The sequence below is a fragment of the Sphingomonas bacterium genome (genome assembly GCF_903643035.1).
Classification (GTDB): domain Bacteria; phylum Pseudomonadota; class Alphaproteobacteria; order Sphingomonadales; family Sphingomonadaceae; genus Sphingomonas.
In genome coordinates, this window is the sequence record NZ_CAHJWW010000034.1 from 1 (window position 1) to 16,877 (window position 16,877).

Consider the following 16,877-nt stretch of genomic DNA (forward strand, 5'->3'; position numbering starts at 1 on the left):
GGCTGTCGAGTCGGCACCCGTTTCGCGCCCGTGAAAAGCGGTGAGTTTTTCGTGGAGGGCAGCGGCCCCGCCGCGGACACGAGCCGCGCGAGCCATGCGCGCTCGACGGCGAACCGGGCGACCGCGTCGGCCAGCCAGCCGGGGACGGAACCGGCGCGGCCCGCGACATGATCGATCAGCCCGGGATGACCGCCATGCAGCAGGCAGACGCAGTGAACCGCGTCCGACAGGTCGCGCGTCGCGGCAGGGCGCGCGCACAGGCCCGCGACATGGACGCTGGCCGCCGTCCCGTCCCGCGCCACGAGCGCCGCCAGCGACGGCGACGACGCGACGAGACGATGATCGGGTTGGTACAAGCGAATGTTCCTGTCGGCATGCCGTCCGACCCGGAAGTGGAGACGGGCGGCATGTCGCCAGCAATGATATCGCGGCCGGCGTGAACAACGCGTTACATGGCCGGCCTCCGGTCGGATCTACTGCCCGGGTCTACTGGTCGAGGAAGCTGCGCATCTTTCGGCTGCGGCTGGGATGCTTGAGCTTCCTCAGCGCCTTGGCCTCGATCTGGCGGATCCGCTCGCGCGTCACCGAGAACTGCTGCCCGACTTCCTCCAGCGTATGGTCGGTGTTCATGCCGATCCCGAACCGCATCCGCAGCACGCGCTCCTCGCGCGGCGTCAGCGACGCCAGCACGCGCGTGACGGTCTCCTTCAGGTTCGCCTGGATCGCCGCGTCGACCGGGATGACCGCGTTCTTGTCCTCGATGAAGTCGCCCAGGTGCGAATCCTCCTCGTCGCCGATCGGCGTCTCGAGGGAGATCGGCTCCTTGGCGATCTTCATCACCTTGCGGACCTTCTCCAGTGGCATGGAGAGGCGCTCCGCCATCTCCTCCGGGGTCGGCTCGCGGCCCTGCTCGTGGAGGAACTGGCGGCTGGTGCGGACGAGCTTGTTGATCGTCTCGATCATGTGGACCGGGATGCGGATCGTGCGCGCCTGGTCGGCGATGGAGCGCGTGATCGCCTGGCGGATCCACCATGTCGCATAGGTGCTGAACTTGTAGCCGCGGCGGTACTCGAACTTGTCCACCGCCTTCATCAGGCCGATGTTGCCCTCCTGGATCAGGTCCAGGAACTGCAGCCCGCGGTTGGTGTATTTCTTGGCGATCGAGATGACGAGGCGCAGGTTCGCCTCGACCATCTCCTTCTTGGCGATCCGCGCCTCGCGCTCCGCCTTCTGCACCATGTTGACGATGCGGCGGAACTCGGTGAGCGCCATGCCGGTCTGCTGCGCGATCTCGCCAATCTCGGTGCGGATGCGATCCACCGCCTCGCCCTCGTTGGTGACGAACGCGGTCCACTTCTTGTCGAGCTTGCCCATCGACGACAGCCAGTTCTCGTCGAGCTCATGGCCGACATAGCGGTCGAGGAAGTCCTTGCGCGGCACCTTGTGGCGCTCGGCGAGGCGCAGCATCTGCCCGCCCAGCGCGGTCAGCCGGCGGTTGAAGGCGTATAGCTGGTCGACCAGATACTCGATCTTGGCGTTGTGGAACTGGACGCTCTCGACCTCTGCGGTCAGCTCCTCGCGCAGTTTCTGGTACTTGCGCTCGTCGCCGGCGGACAGCTCGTTGCCGGCGCTCATCGCGACGAGGCGCGACTGCTGGATCTTGCCGAACTTCTTGTAGAGGGCGGTGATGCTGGCGAACCGCTCCAGCGCGACGGGCTTGAGCTGCTCCTCCATCTGCGCGAGGCTGAGGGTGTTGTCCTCCTCCTCGTCGTCGCTGGGGCGCGGGGCGCGGCGCTCCGTCAGCTCGTCGTCGTCGTCGGCGGCGGCGACCTCCTCGGGTTCGACCTCCTCCTTGAAGGTAGCGCCGGCGGTCTTCTCGCTGATCTCGCCGGTGTCGTCATCCTCGGCGTTCTCGACCTGCTCGGCGGACGGCCCCTTGGACAGCATCGCGTCGAGGTCCAGGATCTCGCGCAGCTGCATCGTCCCCTCGTTCAACGCGGTCGACCAGTCGATGATCGCGTTGAACGTGATCGGCGACTCGCACAGACCCAGGATCATCGTGTCGCGGCCGGCCTCGATCCGCTTGGCGATGGCGATCTCCCCCTCGCGCGACAGGAGCTCCACCGCCCCCATCTCGCGCAGGTACATGCGCACCGGATCGTCGGTGCGGTCGACCGTCTCCTTCTTCTTGATCTCCGCGACCGGTGCGGCGACGTCCGCGTCGGCGGCGTCGGGCTCGACCGCGTCGTCCTCGTCGTCGGCGCGCGCGGGCTCGTCGCCGTCCTCGCCCGCCTCCTCGTTGTCGACGATGTTGACGCCCATCTCGTTGAGCGCGGCGGTGATGTCCTCGATCTGGTCGGAGGACACGTCGGCCGGCAACGCCTCGTTGAGCTGATCGTAGGTGATGTAGCCGCGCTTCTTTGCGCGCGCGACCAGCTTCTTGACCGCCTGGTCGTTCAGGTCGAGCAGCGGCTGGTCGCCCACCTCGATCGTGTCCGCGTCGTTGCCAGCGGTCGCGCCATTCGTCTTTGCCATCAGTCGCCCTCGATACCCATCGTGCGCGCGTCTTCGTTCGACTGCATCAGATTGACAAGTCGACGCTCCAGCGCCTGTTGTTCCTTCACCAGCGCAACCTGCCGCCCGAATGTCTCGTCCGACAGGTCCGCCTGCATCGTCGCGGTGGCCTGCGCCAGTGCCGCATCCACCTCCGGCCGCGCCACCAGGATCGCGATCGCCTCGTCCAGGTCGGCGCGGACCCGGTCGGGATCCGCGTCGCGACGGGAGAAGCTGTACGGCAACCGATCCGCCCGCAGCAGTTCCGAGGCGATCGAGTCGAACCCGGACCTGGCCAATATGGTAAGCAGCCGATCGCTATCAAGCAGCCGATCCTCCAGCGCCACGTCCACCACCGCCTCGAACAGGCGGCCAAGCGCGCCGTCCGCGAGCCGAAGCGATCCCAGCACCTCGACATGGCGGGCGATCTCGGCCGGGTGACGGATCAGGCCGGCCAGCACCGCCCTTGCGAGCACCCGGTCGATCCCGCCGCTGCCCACGCCGCGCGCGTGCGGATGATCGCCGCCGGCCGGTGGCCTGGGCACGAAGCGGCGACCCGGCTGGAACGGCTGGCGCGGCTCGAAGGATTGGCGTCGGGGTTTGAACTCGGCGTCGAGGCGTTGCCGGAACTCCGCCTGGTACTCCGTCCGCACGCCTGCGTCGGCGATACCCTGCGCCAGCTCGGCCAGCCGGTGACGAAGCCCGGCGCGCTCCTCCGGCGTCGTCACCGGCGCGGCGCTCCGCTCGTGTCGCCACAGCCGGTCCGCCAGCGGCTGCGCCTCCGCCAGCAGCGCGTCGAGCGGGTCGCGGCCGCGCTCGCGCACCATGTCGTCGGGGTCCTGCCCGTCTGGCAAGGTCACGAACGACAGGCTGCGCCCCGGCGCGAGCATCGGCAGCGCGCGGGTGCCGGCGCGGATCGCCGCCTTCTGCCCGGCTGCGTCGCCGTCCAGGCAGACGATCGGCACGTCGTGGACGCGCCACAGCCGCTCCAGCTGCGCCTCGGTCAGCGCGGTGCCGAGCGGCGCGACCGCCTCCGCGATCCCGGCCTGCACGAGCGCGATGACGTCCATATAGCCCTCGACGACGATCACCCGCCCGGCCTTGCGCGCGGCGGGCGCCGCGCGGTCGAGGTTGTAGAGCGTGCGCCCCTTGTCGAACAACGGCGTATCGGGCGAATTGAGGTATTTGGGCTCGCCGTCTCCGATCACCCGCGCGCCGAACGCGATCACCCGCCCACGCGGATCCCGGATCGGGATCGTCAGCCGGCCGCGGAACCGGTCATAGGGTTCCTTCCCCTCGACCTGGATCAGCAACCCGGCCTCGACCAGCATCGCGTCGCCGAAATCGCGCAGGGCCGCACGCAGCTTGCCGCGCGAGTCGGGCGCATAGCCGATGTTGAACCGCCGCCGCGTCTCATCGGTGATCCCGCGCTTCCTCAGCAGCGCCTGCGCCGGACCGCCGTCGAGGCCGCCGAGCTGGCCCTCGAACCAGTCGGCGGCGGCCTGCATCGCCTCGTGCAGCCCCTTGGCCTGGTGCGCCCGCTCCGCCGCGCGGGCGTCCTGCACCGGCATCTCCAGCCCGGCGGCCTGCGCGAGTTCCTTCACCGCGTCGATGAACGGCAGCCCCTGCTGCTCGGTCATCCACCGGATCGCGTCGCCATGCGCGGAACAGCCGAAGCAGTGATAGAAGCCCTTGTCGTCGTTGACGTAGAAGGACGGCGTCTTCTCCTGGTGGAACGGACAGCAGCCACGCATCTCGCGCCCGGCCTTCTGGAGCTTGGTGGTGCGCCCGATGAGAGCGGACAGGTGCGTGCGCGCGCGCAGCTCGTCGAGAAAGGCGGGAGTGAGGGTCACCTTCCTCCCCTCCCGCTCGCGGGAGGGGTCGGGGGTGGGCAGTCGGTGAATGCCGCCTGGGGTCGGATCCTCTCCCCTCCCGCTCGCGGGAGGGGCTGAGGGTGAGTCCGTTCGGCCTCCCCTCCCGCTCGCGGGAGGGGCTGGGGGTGGGTCCGTTCGGCGACAACGGCCCGGACGACCGCCACGACCCCCTCCAGATTTCCCATCACGTCGGCGTTGCCAAATCGGACGATCCTGATCCCTCGCGACTCGATGAACCGCGTGCGGCGCGCATCACGGTCGACCGTGGCGGCGTGGCTGTCGCCATCCACCTCGATCGCCAACATCGCCGAGCGGGAAAGGAAGTCGCAGACGTAATCGCCGACCGGCATCTGTCGGCTGAACTTGGCGCCGCACTGGCTGGCGCTCAGCGCCCGCCAAAGCTTCCGCTCGGCGGGGGTCGCTTCGCGCCTCAGCCGCTGCGCGTTGAGGGTCGGGCGGCGAACACCCGCCACCGTGCCCACCCCCGACCCCTCCCGCGAGCGGGAGGGGGGCAGGCAGGCGCCCTCGCTCTCCCCTCCCGCTCGCGGGAGGGGTTGGGGGTGGGCCTTCTCGCCCATCACCCCAGCGCCGCCTTCACCAGCCCGCTCGCCCGGCTCATGTCGAGCGATGCCGCGTGCCGCGCCTTCAGCTCGGCCATCACCCGGCCCATGTCCTTCATGCCGGTCGCGCCAAGCTCCGCCTTGATCGCCGCGATCGCCGCGCGCGTCTCGTCCTCGCTCATCGCGGTGGGCAGGAACCGGTCGATCACCGCGACCTCAGCCTCCTCGGCCGCCGCCAGCTCCTCGCGACTACCCTGTCGGTACAGCGCGATCGACTCGCGGCGCTGCTTCACCATGCGCTGCAGCACCTCGACCACCAGCGCGTCGTCGTCGGGGTGGGTCGTCCTGGTCCGCTCCTCGATGTCGCGGTTCTTGATCGCCGCCTGGATCAGCCGGGCGGCGGCCACGGTGGGCTTGTCGCCGGCCTTCATGGCCGTGACCAGCGCGGTCTTGATGTCGTCTCGAATCATGGTCGGGCTTTCTAGCAGATTGACGCTGCGATGAGGCGTCTCTAGCAAGCGGCGCTTAGCGACATCGCCGCCCCGACCCAAGGAGTGCCCGCCCGATGGTGGCCGACGCCAGCCCGACACCCATGCCCGCCGACCAGCCCGAGGGCGCGACCGGCGTCCTCGTGCTCGCCGGCGGCGAGACGATATGGAGTCGCGGCTTCGGGGCGGAGGGCGCGGCGGTCGGCGAGGTGTGCTTCCACACCGCGATGACGGGATATCAGGAGATCATGACCGACCCGAGTTTCGCGGGCCAGATCATCACCTTCACCTTTCCGCACATCGGCAATACCGGCACCAACGCCGACGACGTGGAGGCCGACCTGCCGCACGCGCTGGGCATGATCGTGCGTGAGGACGTGACGGCGCCCAGCAACTTCCGCAGCGCCGAGCGGCTGGACGACTGGATGCGGCGACACGACCGGATCGGCCTGGCGGGCGTCGATACGCGCGCGCTGACGCGGCGGATCAGGGGCGGGGGCGCACCCAATGGCGTGATCGCGCACGCCGCCGACGGCGTGTTCGACGTGCCGGCGCTGCTGGCGCGCGCGCGCGGCTGGCCGGGGCTGGAGGGGATGGACCTCGCAAGGGAGGTCTCGACCGAGATGGATCGCGCGTGGGAAGGCGGGGTCTGGCGGCTGGGCGAGGGCTACCCTGCTCCCCTCCCGCGAGCGGGAGGGTGGCGACGCCCGCCCCCATGTCGTCGCGATCGACTATGGCTCCAAGCGCACCATCTTCCGCCAGCTGGCCCACGCCGGCGCGCGCGTGTCCGTCGTCCCCGCGACCGCGACCTTCGACCAGATCGCCGCGCTCGCGCCCGACGGCCTGTTCCTCTCCAACGGCCCCGGCGACCCGGCCGCGACCGCGGAATATGCGGTGCCGGTGATCCGGCGGTGGCTGGCGACGGGCAAGCCGCTGTTCGGCATCTGCCTCGGCCACCAGTTGCTCGGGCTGGCGGTGGGCGCGACCACCACCAAGATGTTCCAGGGCCACCGCGGCGCCAACCATCCGGTCAAGCGGCTGAGCGACGGCGCGGTGGAGATCACCAGCATGAACCACGGCTTCGCCGTGGAGCGCGGCAGCCTGCCCGACGGCGTGACCGAGACGCACGTATCGCTGTTCGACGGCAGCAACGCGGGGCTGGAACTGGAGGGCGGGCGGGCGTTCAGCGTGCAGTATCACCCGGAGGCGAGCCCGGGACCGCAGGATAGCTTGTACCTGTTCGAGCGGTTTGTGGGGATGCTTTGATGCCGAAGATCATCGCTTGGCTTAGGCTCTGGTTAGTAGCGTGCGCAGCGATCTTTGCTTTGACGATCATAGGCTCAATCAACACGCCTGATTTGTATTCTGTTAGGGACTGGCCGTCTAGCGGTCTTCAATCTCATCAATTCAGCTTGGAGGGCTTCCCATTGGTGGGCGCTATCGACAATAATGTCTGTGTGCCTTTCTCATCGTCAAGCACGTCCCTTCTCGTGCCAAACTACTTCGACCGTTTTGATGACGGTCGGAGAGCCGCTGCTTCTAGAGACCTGACGCAGCCCCTCTCATGGGATCAGCTAAGGAGTGATCCAAGAGCTGCGCCATCTCGAATGGCAATAATCCAATGTCGATCTTGGCGAAGCTTGCTTGCCCCGTTGGGTAAAGCTTTAGTCGACTCTGTCGTCCTGCTCCTTATGCTTTTTGGCGCTCGCTGGGCGTTGGCGGGCTTCCGCCGTAGATCGAGAGTCTCGCGATTAAGCGCCCCGATATTTCCTCTATCCTCTTCATAGGCGCGAGGCCGATCGTCACTGGTCAGGCATACAGATGCGACTGGTCGGGCATGCGGCGTATCACCCTTCCCAAGGATCGATGATCTCCACGCCCGCGCCCGCGAAGTCGTTGCGGTCGCGCGTCGCCACGCACATGCCGTGCGCCAGCGCCGTCGCCGCGATCATCGCGTCGGGTGACTGGATCGGCTTGCCGGCGCGGCGCGCGGAGAGCAGCACGCCGCCGAAAAGGCGTGAACATCGCTCGTCGAAGGGAAGCACTCGGTCGCGGTAGCCGGCGACGATCGTCTCGATCCCGCCGCTGATCTCGTCGCGTCGCCGACCCGGCGGCAGCAGGGCCGCCCGGGCGCGGAACTCGGCCAGCACGATCGCCGAGAACCAGAGATGGTCGCCGCTGGCGCGCTCCCAGGCGATCACGCGTTCGTGCGGTTCCGGCCGCAGAAGTTCACTCCAGACGTTCGTATCGACGACGATCATTCCCCACTCAGCGCGGCGTAATCGACGGGGCTGTCGGGCAGTTCGGGGAGGTCCACGCCCGGACGGCTCATTTCGTACAGCATCTGCCCGATTGACTTGCGCGGCGCCGCCGGCTCGGGCCGGACCAGCGCGATCAGCGCGCGGCGGGCCTCGTCCTCCAGCGAACGGCCGTTGCGCGCCGCGCGCTCGCGCAGCGACTGCTTCACGTCGTCGGGCAGGTTGCGGATCGTGACGCTGGCCACTAATCGCCTCCGATGATTGCAATGCAATCACACTAGGCTCCTGCCGGGTAGGAACGCAATGCCCAAGCGCACCGACATCTCCTCCATCCTCGTCATCGGCGCGGGGCCGATCGTCATCGGGCAGGCGTGCGAGTTCGATTATTCGGGCACGCAGGCGATCAAGGCGCTCCGCGAGGAGGGATATCGCATCGTCCTGGTCAACTCGAACCCGGCGACGATCATGACCGATCCCGAACTCGTGAGCGAGGACGGGGCGACCTATATCGAACCGATCACGCCGGCGGTGGTGGCGAAGATCATCGAGCGCGAGCGGCCGGACGCCGTCCTGCCGACGATGGGCGGGCAGACCGCGCTCAACACCGCGCTTGCGCTGTTCCGCGACGGCACGCTGGCGAAATACGGCGTCACGATGATCGGCGCAGACGCCGACGCGATCGATATGGCGGAGGACCGGCTGAAGTTCCGCGACGCGATGGACCGGATCGGGCTCGAGTCCGCGCGCTCGGCGATCGCGCACACCGAGGCGGAGGCGCTGGCGGGGCTGGAGAAGGTGGGGCTGCCCGCGATCGTCCGGCCGAGCTTCACCATGGGCGGATCGGGCGGCGGCATCGCGTACAACCGCGCGGAGTTCCTCCAGATCGTGCGCGGCGGGCTCGACCTGTCGCCCACCACCGAGGTGCTGATCGAGGAGTCGCTGCTGGGCTGGAAGGAGTATGAAATGGAGGTCGTGCGCGACCGCGCGGACAACGCCATCATCATCTGCTCGATCGAGAACGTCGACCCGATGGGCGTCCACACGGGCGACTCGATCACCGTCGCGCCCGCGCTGACGCTGACGGACAAGGAATATCAGATCATGCGCAACGCCAGCATCGCGGTGCTGCGCGAGATCGGGGTGGAGACGGGCGGCTCCAACGTGCAGTTCGCGGTCAATCCCAAGGACGGCCGGCTGATCGTCATCGAGATGAACCCGCGCGTGTCGCGCAGCAGCGCGCTTGCCAGCAAGGCGACCGGCTTTCCGATCGCCAAGGTCGCGGCCAAGCTCGCGGTCGGCTATACGCTGGACGAGATCACCAACGACATCACCGGCGCGACTCCGGCGTCGTTCGAGCCGACGATCGACTATGTCGTCACCAAGATCCCACGCTTCGCGTTCGAGAAGTTCAAGGGCGCGTCCGATACGCTGGGCACCGCGATGAAGTCGGTCGGCGAGGTGATGGCGATCGGTCGCAGCATCCACGAGAGCCTGCAAAAGGCGTTGCGCGGGCTGGAGACAGGACTGTCGGGCTTCGACGTCGTCGAGCGGCTGGCGGGTGCGCCGCGCGCGGAGATCGAGGCGGCGCTGGCGGTGGCGACGCCCGACCGGCTGTTGGTGGCCGCGCAGGCGCTGCGCGAGGGGTTCACCGTCGCCGAGATCCACGCGCTGGCGAAATACGACCCGTGGTTCCTGGAGCGCATCGCGGAGATCGTCGGGGTCGAGGAGGGCGTGCGCCGGAACGGCCTGCCACAGGATGCAGACGGGATGCGGCGGCTGAAGGCGATGGGGTTCAGCGACAGGCGGCTCGCGGGGCTGGCGCCCGGGTTTGGCGACCCGAACGGCGTGACCGAGGACGAGGTGCGCTCGCTGCGCCACCGGCTGGGGGTGCGACCCGTCTTCAAGCGCATCGACACCTGCGCTGCCGAGTTCGACGCCAGGACGCCGTACATGTACTCGACCTACGAGGCGCCGAGCTTCGGCTCGCCCGAGGACGAGAGCGCACCGTCCGACGCCCGCAAGATAGTCATATTGGGCGGCGGGCCGAACCGGATCGGGCAGGGGATCGAGTTCGATTACTGCTGCTGCCACGCCTGCTTCGCGCTTGGCGCCGAGGAACAAGGGGGTGCGGGGTACGAGACAATCATGGTCAACTGCAATCCCGAGACGGTGAGCACCGATTACGACACGTCCGACCGGCTGTATTTCGAGCCGCTGACCGCGGAGGACGTGCTGGAGATCCTGCACGTCGAGCGGTCGCGCGGGCTCCTGGCGGGGGTCATCGTCCAGTTCGGCGGGCAGACGCCGCTCGCCCTCGCGCCCGCGCTCGCCGCCGCCGGCATCCCGATCCTGGGCACCTCACCCGATGCGATCGACCTGGCCGAGGACCGCGAGCGGTTCGCCGCGCTGGTCGACAAGCTGGGGCTCCGACAGCCCGCCAACGGCATGGCGCGCAGCCACGAAGAGGCGGCCGCGATCGCCGGGCGGATCGGCTATCCGGTGCTGATGCGGCCAAGCTACGTGCTTGGCGGCCGCGCGATGGAGGTGGTCGACGGACCGGTCCAGCTCGACGACTATGTGCGTACCGCGGTGCAGGTGTCGGCACGGACGCCGGTGCTGGTCGACCAGTATCTGCGCGACGCGATCGAGGTCGACGTCGACGCGATCTGCGACGGCGTGGACGTGGCCGTCGCGGGCGTGCTCCAGCACATCGAGGAGGCCGGCGTCCATTCGGGCGACAGCGCCTGCTCGATCCCGCCGTACAGCCTGTCGCCGGCGATCGTCGCAGAGATCGAGCGCCAGACCGCGCTTCTCGCCCTCGCGCTCGGCGTGAAGGGGCTGATGAACATCCAGTTCGCCGTGAAGGAAGGCGAGGTGTACCTCATCGAGGTCAACCCGCGCGCGTCGCGCACGGTGCCGTTCGTCGCCAAGGCGATCGGCGTGCCCGTCGCCAAGATCGCCGCTCGCGTGATGGCGGGCGAGATGCTGGCCGACCTGCCGCCGATCGATCGGCATATCCCGTGGTCGGCGGTCAAGGAGGCGGTGTTTCCGTTCAACCGCTTCCCCGGCACCGATCCCGTGCTGTCGCCCGAGATGAAGTCGACCGGCGAGGTGATGGGGATCGACCGCGACTTCACCGTCGCCTTCGCCAAGGCGCAGCTCGGCGCGGGCACGGTGCTGCCCGACACGGGAACCGTCTTCATCAGCGTGAAGGACGGCGACAAGCCGCTCGCGCTGGAGGCCGCGCGACTGCTGGTGGCCAGTGGTCTGCGCATCGTCGCGACGTCGGGAACCGCGGCATATCTGGCGGCGCAGGGTTGCCCCGTCGAGCGGATCAACAAGGTAGCGCAGGGGCGGCCGCACATCCTCGACCGGATCGTCGACGGCGGCGTCGATCTGATCCTGAACACGACGGAAGGCTGGCAATCGCTGAAGGATTCCGCCGGCATCCGGTCGGAGGCGCTGTCGCGCCGCATCCCGTACTTCACCACGGCGCCTGCCGCGCTCCAGGCGGCGCGCGCGATCGCATCGTCCGCGTCGCGCAACCTTGAAGTGCGGCCGCTACAATCCTATTATGCCCGCTCGCGCGATTGATACCATGGACATCGACGGCGGCGTGCAGGCGGATCGGTCGGTTCTCCTGGCAAGGATGGTTTTGACGAAGGGCGGCAAGTGATGGCGACGGTCGAGAAGATGCCGATGCTCCAGGTGGGATACGAGAAGCTCACGTCCGACCTGAAGCGCCTGAAAGCCGAGCGGCCGACGATCGTCGATGCGATCGAGGAGGCGCGTGCGCACGGCGACCTGTCGGAGAATGCCGAATATCATGCCGCGAAGGAGCGTCAGGGACAGATCGAGGCATCGATCGCCGACATCGAGGACAAGCTGTCGCGTGCGCAGATCATCGATCCGCGCGACCTGTCCGGCGACAAGATCGTCTTCGGCGCGACGGTGACGCTGATGGACGAGGACGAGAAGCCGGTGACGTACCAGATCGTCGGCCAGACGGAGGCGGACGCGAAGACCGGCCGCATCTCCTACAATTCGCCGCTGGGCCGCGCCCTGATCGGGCGGAAGGCCGATGAGGAGGTGGAGGTATCGGTGCCGGCGGGCGACCGTTATTACGTCGTGTCGAAGATCGAGTTCATCTAGAGGAGCCGCGCTCCTCCGCATCCACCATTGCTTGTGGAACGGCGTCTGTGTCCGCCATCGTCATGGCGACACAGGCCACGCGGATCGTGCGCTGTGCCCTACTGGCCCGCGGTGCCCATGATGTCGTGCTCCAGCAACCGGTGGAGATGCACGACGACGTATTTCATCTCCGCGTCGTCGACGGTTCGCTGCGCCGCCGCCCGCCACGCCTTTTCCGCGCTGTCATAATCCGGGAAGACGCCGACCATGTCGATCGACGACACGTCCGCGAAATCCAGGCCGCGCGGGTCCACCACGCGGCCACCGAAAACGAGATGAAGCTTGCTCATGGCGGATATCCGATCGCTGGTCGTCACGCCGCCTAACGCGACAAGACCGGTTTGCGAAGGGTTTACGCGGATTTGTTGCGAGCGGCATCGAGTCCGGCCTGGCCGGCGCTCGCCATTGCCTTGGTAACGCCCTCGAACAACTGACGGGCCTGATCGCGTGCGCCGTCGCGGGTCAGCCCGCGCGCTTCCAGCTCCGCCATGCCGTTCTCCTTCGCCGCCGCGAGCGCCGCGGTGGCGGTGGTGCTGATCCGCTTGCCGACCGGCGCGAGCAACTCGCGCTCCTTGTCGCTGCGCGGTATCAGGGCGGCCGCTATCGCCCCGACGACGAGTCCGCCCACCAGAACGCCGATCGGGTTGGCCTCGATGCTCTGCGCGGCCTGACGGGCGGCGTCGCGGGCCTGATCGCGGGATTGTTCGAAGACGTGCTGCGCCTTCTCGAGGGAGGGCACGGGCTTTTCGGGTTCGTTGCGGTGCGTGTTGGGCATGTTGACCTCTTTCGATGAAGGTGACGGGCGATCAGTCGCCACGGATCCGGGTGGCGCGAGCCGCCGTGCGGCGCCGACGACGCCAGCGAAGCAGGGGCCAACCGATGACGAGCACGGCGGCGATGCCGGCACCCATCGCCAGGGGTCTCGGCGGATCGATCGCCGCACGGCGGGCCGCGATGCGCGCGTCCGCGATCTCGCGCCTCGCGTCGCGAATGAGGGACGCGGGACTCAGCCGATCCTGAAGCGCCTCGGCGGTGTCGGCAAGACGGGCACGTGCGGCGCGCGCATCGGCTTCCGCCTGAACGACGCGTAGCTGTTGCGGGATCATGTACCGGTACCGGGAGCCGGTGCGAGCCTGGCCTTGCCCACGAACGCCAGCGCGACCGCCGCCGCCAGCACGACACCGACGACAAGTAGGGTCGCCCATCCCGGCCCGATCAACGTCGCGAGCGTCAGGATCAGACCCACGAGCAACGCGCCGATCGCCTCCAGCACCAGCACCGCGGCGATTCCGAAGAATATCGCCGCACCCTTGTAGGCGTTCGCGCGCTCTGCGGCCTTGGCCTTGTATACCGCCACCTCGGCACGGGCGACGCCTTGAAGGTCGTCGACGAGCCTGCCGACAAGAGCGGGAAACGGGAGGCCGTCGGCGGCCCCGATAGCTGTCTCGGAAAGATGAGCCACGATGTCAGGCGTCGCGCTGGTCGAGTCCGGCCGACACGAGCCGCGCGACGACGAACCCGACTGCGGCGGCGGCACCGATCGCGGCGCCGGGGCTCTTGCGGATGACCGCACGCGCGTCGCCGATCAGATCGTCGACCTTGCGGTCGCGCAACTGGTCGGCGAACCCCTGCACGCTCTCCGCGGCCGTCCGGACATAATGACCGTTGCCGCCACCCAGCTTCTCGTCGACCTGTCCGGCCGCGTCCTCGATCAACTTCGACAGCTGCTCCAGTGCACCGACCGCGCGGTCCTTGCCCTGCTGGGCGAACATCATCGCCTTGTCGCCGGCCTGCTGCGACACCTGCCCGGCACCGTCCTTCACCTGTTGCCTGGCATTCGCCACGGTCGTCGGCGCGCCGGGCTCCTGGCCCTTGTCTTCCACGGGAGCGGCGTCCTTCAGCGGCGGTTCGGGTTCGGCCGTCGCGTCGGCCGGGGTGGGAGCGATGTCGCCATCGGTCATCGGCTTGAAGTCGTCTTCGGTCATGCTGTCTCGTCCCGCCGTCGCTATGACATGTCAACAAGCGTTCCGCCTCGGCGGTTCCACACGGAGCGCCCGCGGTGTCCATGACGGGCGGATCGCCACGATTGCACGGGCTCGGCCGCGCCGGTAAGCCGCCGCCACGCATTTCAGGGGAGCCATCAATGACCGCCATCGTCGACATCCACGCCCGCCATATCCTCGACAGCCGGGGCAATCCGACGGTGGAGGGCGACGTGCTGCTGGAAGACGGCAGCTTCGGGCGCGCGGCGGTGCCGTCGGGCGCGTCGACCGGCGCGCACGAGGCGGTGGAGCGGCGCGACGGCGATCGGGCGCGGTGGGGCGGCAAGGGCGTCGACGGGGCCGTGAGGGCGGTGAACGAGGACATCGCGCAGGCCGTCGTCGGCTATTCCGCGGAGGATCAGGCGGACCTCGACCGCGCGATGATCGTGCTCGACGGCACGGCCAACAAGAGCCGGCTCGGCGCCAACGCGATCCTGGGCGTCAGCCTCGCGACCGCCAAGGCGGCGGCGGAGGCGCGCGGGCTGCCGCTGTATCGCTACGTCGGCGGCGTCGCGGCGCATGTGCTGCCCGTCCCGATGATGAACATCATCAACGGCGGCGAGCATGCCGACAACCCGATCGACTTCCAGGAGTTCATGGTGATGCCGGTCGGCGCCGCCAGCATCGGCGAGGCGGTGCGGTGCGGATCGGAGATCTTCCACACGCTCAAGAAGGGTCTGTCGGAGCGCGGCCTAGCGACCGGCGTCGGCGACGAGGGCGGCTTCGCGCCCAACATCGCCAGCACCACCGACGCGCTCGACTTCATCATGCGGTCGATCGAGGCGGCGGGATACCGACCGGGCGACGACGTGATGCTCGCGCTGGACTGCGCGGCCACCGAGTTCTTCCGTGACGGGCGCTATCACATCGGCGGCGAGGGCAAGGTGCTCGATCCCGACGAGATGGCGGACTATCTCGCCGACCTCGCCGGCCGCTATCCGATCATCTCGATCGAGGACGGGATGGCGGAGGACGACTTCGACGGCTGGCATGCGCTGACGCAGCAGCTTGGCCACAAGGTCCAGCTGGTCGGCGACGACCTGTTCGTGACCAATCCCGAGCGGTTGCGGATGGGCATCGACCGGGGGCTGGCCAACTCGCTGCTCGTGAAGGTCAACCAGATCGGCACGCTGACGGAAACGCTGGAGGCGATGGCGGTCGCGTCGCGCGCGGGCTACACCTCGGTGATGTCGCATCGGTCGGGCGAGACGGAGGACGCGACGATCGCGGACCTGGCGGTCGCCACCAACTGCGGACAGATCAAGACCGGCAGCCTCGCGCGCTCGGACCGGCTCGCCAAATACAACCAGCTGATCCGGATCGAGGAGGAACTGGGCGACGCGGCGATCTACGCCGGACGGACGATCCTGCGCGGCGACCTGCGCCGGGCAAAGGCTTGATCGCGGGCCTGCGTTGCGCAAGACTGATCGCATGAACCGGATGCGGCGATGAAGCGGAAGCGGGGCAGGATCGCGGCCATGCTGCACCGTGCGCTGCTGCCGACGCTGGTCGTGGCGGTGATGGCATTCTTCGGCGGCTATGCGGTGCTCGGTCCCAACGGCGCGCTGGCCTATGGCGATTACAAGCGGCTGCTCGCGCATCGGCAGGTGGAGTTCGCCGCGCTGGATCGTCAGCGGAGCGAACTGCGCAACCGTGTCGGCCTGCTCGACCCGCGCCATGCCAATCCGGACATGGTCGATGAACTGGCGCGCCGGAAACTGAACGTCGTCGATCCCGACGAAGTGATCGTGCCGCTTCGGTAAGGTTCCCCTCCCGCGAGCGGGAGGGGAACGGGCCCTACGCGCCCAGGAACGTCAGCATGTCCTTCGTCAGCCGATCGCTGGCGGTGACATTCAGGCCATGCGGCTCGCCGTCATATTCCACCAGCTGGCCCTGCGCGATGCCGCGGGCGGCGGCGCGACCCGACGCTTCGATCGGAACCGTCTTGTCCGCCGTCCCGTGGACGATCAGCGTCGGTACGCGGAACGAGGCCAGGTCGGGCCTGAAATCCGTGTGGGCGAACGACTCCATGCACGCGAGCGTCGGCTTCAGCCCCGCCATCAGTGCAGCGGACGTCGACATGTCCACCAGATCGTCGCTGACCGGGTGCGAGATTAGGCCCACGCCATAGAATTGCGGCATGAAGGTACGGCGGAAGAACTTGGCCCGGTCCGTCTCGATACCCTCCCTGATCTGGTCCAGCATCGACTGGGGCACGCCTTCCGGATTGTCCTCCGTCTGGAGCAGGTACGGCACCACCGACGCGATCAGCCCCGCCGCGACCACGCCCTTGCCGTCATGCCGGCTCATGTATCGCGCGACCTCGCCGCCACCCATCGAGAAGCCGACGATCGTCGCGTCGGTATCGGCGCCGGTCTCCTTCATGACGTCGGCGAGGTCGTCGGACAGCGTGTTGTAGTCATAGCCGCTCCACGGCTGGCCCGAGCGCCCGAAGCCGCGTCGGTCATAGGCGATCACGCGAAACCCGGCCTGCGCGAGCGCCATCGACTGCGGGTCCCAGCTGTCGGCGTTGAGCGGCCAGCCGTGGAGGAGGATGACGGGTCGGCCCGATCCCCAATCCTTCACGTAGAGGTCGGTGCCGTCGCGCGTCTTCACGTAAGCCATTGCCTTCTCCTTCGATGCTGGAAGGTCGAACGGCTTGTCCGACCGCCCGTTCCCGGCGGCCGCGCTTGGCGGCCCGCCGATCCCGCTGGTGCGTCAGGCCATGATGGCGGAGCCCGAGGCGCAGGCGGCGTTCCGATCCGGCCTAGCGCGTCTGCCGCAGCGTCAGGACCTCGTCGCGCACCTCCATCAGTCCGGGTTCGCGGACCGACGGGCGCAGCCGCGCGACGCTGCACAGGCCGGCGACCAGCGCCAGCCCGGCTGCGACCAGCGGCGGGGCGGAGCCCGC

The 16,877-nt window shown here is 68.5% G+C and carries 17 protein-coding genes and 1 pseudogene; 5 read left to right on the forward strand and 13 right to left on the reverse strand.

Annotated elements, in window-relative coordinates; translation table 11 throughout:
* From HUV01_RS03850 to HUV01_RS03870, 5 genes are all read right to left on the reverse strand, one after another.
* The coding region (locus HUV01_RS03850; protein WP_438827141.1) for a DUF6975 family protein at positions 1–356 on the reverse strand (356 nt) is incomplete at its 3' end.
* 130 nt (positions 357–486) lie between these two features.
* Entirely contained in the window at positions 487–2,535 is a 2,049-nt protein-coding gene (gene rpoD, locus HUV01_RS03855; protein ID WP_174296997.1) for an RNA polymerase sigma factor RpoD, read from the reverse strand.
* Complete coding sequence (dnaG, locus tag HUV01_RS03860) at positions 2,535–4,406, reverse strand: DNA primase (RefSeq protein ID WP_174296998.1); 1,872 nt, start codon at positions 4,404–4,406, stop codon at positions 2,535–2,537. Before dnaG ends, rpoD begins: the two co-directional genes overlap by 1 nt.
* On the reverse strand, positions 4,403–5,005 hold the full coding sequence (locus HUV01_RS03865) for an endonuclease domain-containing protein (protein WP_254606364.1): 603 nt from the start codon (positions 5,003–5,005) through the stop codon (positions 4,403–4,405). The genes dnaG and HUV01_RS03865 overlap by 4 nt, the downstream gene beginning before the upstream one ends.
* Positions 5,005–5,457, reverse strand: a complete 453-nt coding sequence (locus HUV01_RS03870) for a GatB/YqeY domain-containing protein (protein WP_174297000.1) — start codon at positions 5,455–5,457, stop codon at positions 5,005–5,007. Before HUV01_RS03870 ends, HUV01_RS03865 begins: the two co-directional genes overlap by 1 nt.
* Positions 5,458–5,555: 98 nt before the next feature.
* Between HUV01_RS03870 and carA the strand changes: the two are divergent.
* Positions 5,556–6,741: pseudogene (gene carA / locus HUV01_RS03875) on the forward strand (glutamine-hydrolyzing carbamoyl-phosphate synthase small subunit).
* 581 nt (positions 6,742–7,322) lie between these two features.
* Here carA and HUV01_RS03880 read toward each other — a convergent pair.
* Together HUV01_RS03880 and HUV01_RS03885 are read right to left on the reverse strand one after the other, a co-directional pair.
* Positions 7,323–7,736, reverse strand: a complete 414-nt coding sequence (locus HUV01_RS03880) for a type II toxin-antitoxin system VapC family toxin (protein WP_174297001.1) — start codon at positions 7,734–7,736, stop codon at positions 7,323–7,325.
* Positions 7,733–7,978, reverse strand: a complete 246-nt coding sequence (locus HUV01_RS03885) for a FitA-like ribbon-helix-helix domain-containing protein (RefSeq protein ID WP_174297002.1) — start codon at positions 7,976–7,978, stop codon at positions 7,733–7,735. The genes HUV01_RS03880 and HUV01_RS03885 overlap by 4 nt, the downstream gene beginning before the upstream one ends.
* 58 nt (positions 7,979–8,036) lie before the next feature.
* Here HUV01_RS03885 and carB point away from each other — a divergent pair, with 58 nt between their 5' ends.
* Both carB and greA read left to right on the forward strand, forming a co-directional pair.
* Positions 8,037–11,327, forward strand: a complete 3,291-nt coding sequence (gene carB, locus HUV01_RS03890) for a carbamoyl-phosphate synthase large subunit (RefSeq protein ID WP_174297003.1) — start codon at positions 8,037–8,039, stop codon at positions 11,325–11,327.
* 81 nt (positions 11,328–11,408) lie between these two features.
* Positions 11,409–11,885 (forward strand): transcription elongation factor GreA, encoded by a 477-nt coding sequence (greA, locus tag HUV01_RS03895; protein ID WP_174297004.1) that lies wholly within the window; start codon positions 11,409–11,411, stop codon positions 11,883–11,885.
* A gap of 98 nt (positions 11,886–11,983) precedes the next feature.
* On the opposite strand, the gene HUV01_RS03900 is transcribed toward greA, so the two are convergent.
* The 5 genes from HUV01_RS03900 to HUV01_RS03920 all read right to left on the reverse strand — a co-directional run bounded on the left by HUV01_RS03900 (position 11,984) and on the right by HUV01_RS03920 (position 13,909).
* Positions 11,984–12,214: a DUF4170 domain-containing protein gene (locus tag HUV01_RS03900; RefSeq protein WP_174297005.1), complete on the reverse strand. Its 231-nt coding sequence runs from the start codon at positions 12,212–12,214 to the stop codon at positions 11,984–11,986.
* A gap of 62 nt (positions 12,215–12,276) precedes the next feature.
* The gene (locus tag HUV01_RS03905; protein WP_174297006.1) at positions 12,277–12,699 is read right to left on the reverse strand and encodes a hypothetical protein; all 423 of its coding nucleotides are present in this window, start codon (positions 12,697–12,699) and stop codon (positions 12,277–12,279) included.
* A gap of 31 nt (positions 12,700–12,730) precedes the next feature.
* Entirely contained in the window at positions 12,731–13,030 is a 300-nt protein-coding gene (locus HUV01_RS03910; RefSeq protein WP_174297007.1) for a hypothetical protein, read from the reverse strand.
* Positions 13,027–13,386 (reverse strand): phage holin family protein, encoded by a 360-nt coding sequence (locus tag HUV01_RS03915; RefSeq protein WP_254606365.1) that lies wholly within the window; start codon positions 13,384–13,386, stop codon positions 13,027–13,029. Before HUV01_RS03915 ends, HUV01_RS03910 begins: the two co-directional genes overlap by 4 nt.
* Before the next feature lie 4 nt (positions 13,387–13,390).
* Positions 13,391–13,909 (reverse strand): hypothetical protein, encoded by a 519-nt coding sequence (locus HUV01_RS03920; protein WP_174297008.1) that lies wholly within the window; start codon positions 13,907–13,909, stop codon positions 13,391–13,393.
* A gap of 158 nt (positions 13,910–14,067) precedes the next feature.
* Between HUV01_RS03920 and eno the strand changes: the two genes are divergently transcribed.
* On the forward strand, positions 14,068–15,366 hold the full coding sequence (gene eno, locus HUV01_RS03925) for a phosphopyruvate hydratase (protein WP_174297009.1): 1,299 nt from the start codon (positions 14,068–14,070) through the stop codon (positions 15,364–15,366).
* A gap of 48 nt (positions 15,367–15,414) precedes the next feature.
* A complete protein-coding gene (locus tag HUV01_RS03930; RefSeq protein WP_254606366.1) occupies positions 15,415–15,729 on the forward strand; it encodes an FtsB family cell division protein in 315 nt (104 codons plus the stop codon).
* Positions 15,730–15,763: 34 nt separating this feature from the next.
* Here HUV01_RS03930 and HUV01_RS03935 read toward each other — a convergent pair whose 3' ends face one another.
* Positions 15,764–16,591 carry an alpha/beta fold hydrolase gene (locus tag HUV01_RS03935; protein WP_174297010.1) on the reverse strand — a complete coding sequence of 276 codons (828 nt, stop codon included), beginning with the start codon at positions 16,589–16,591 and terminating at the stop codon, positions 15,764–15,766.
* Positions 16,592–16,877: the final 286 nt, after the last annotated feature.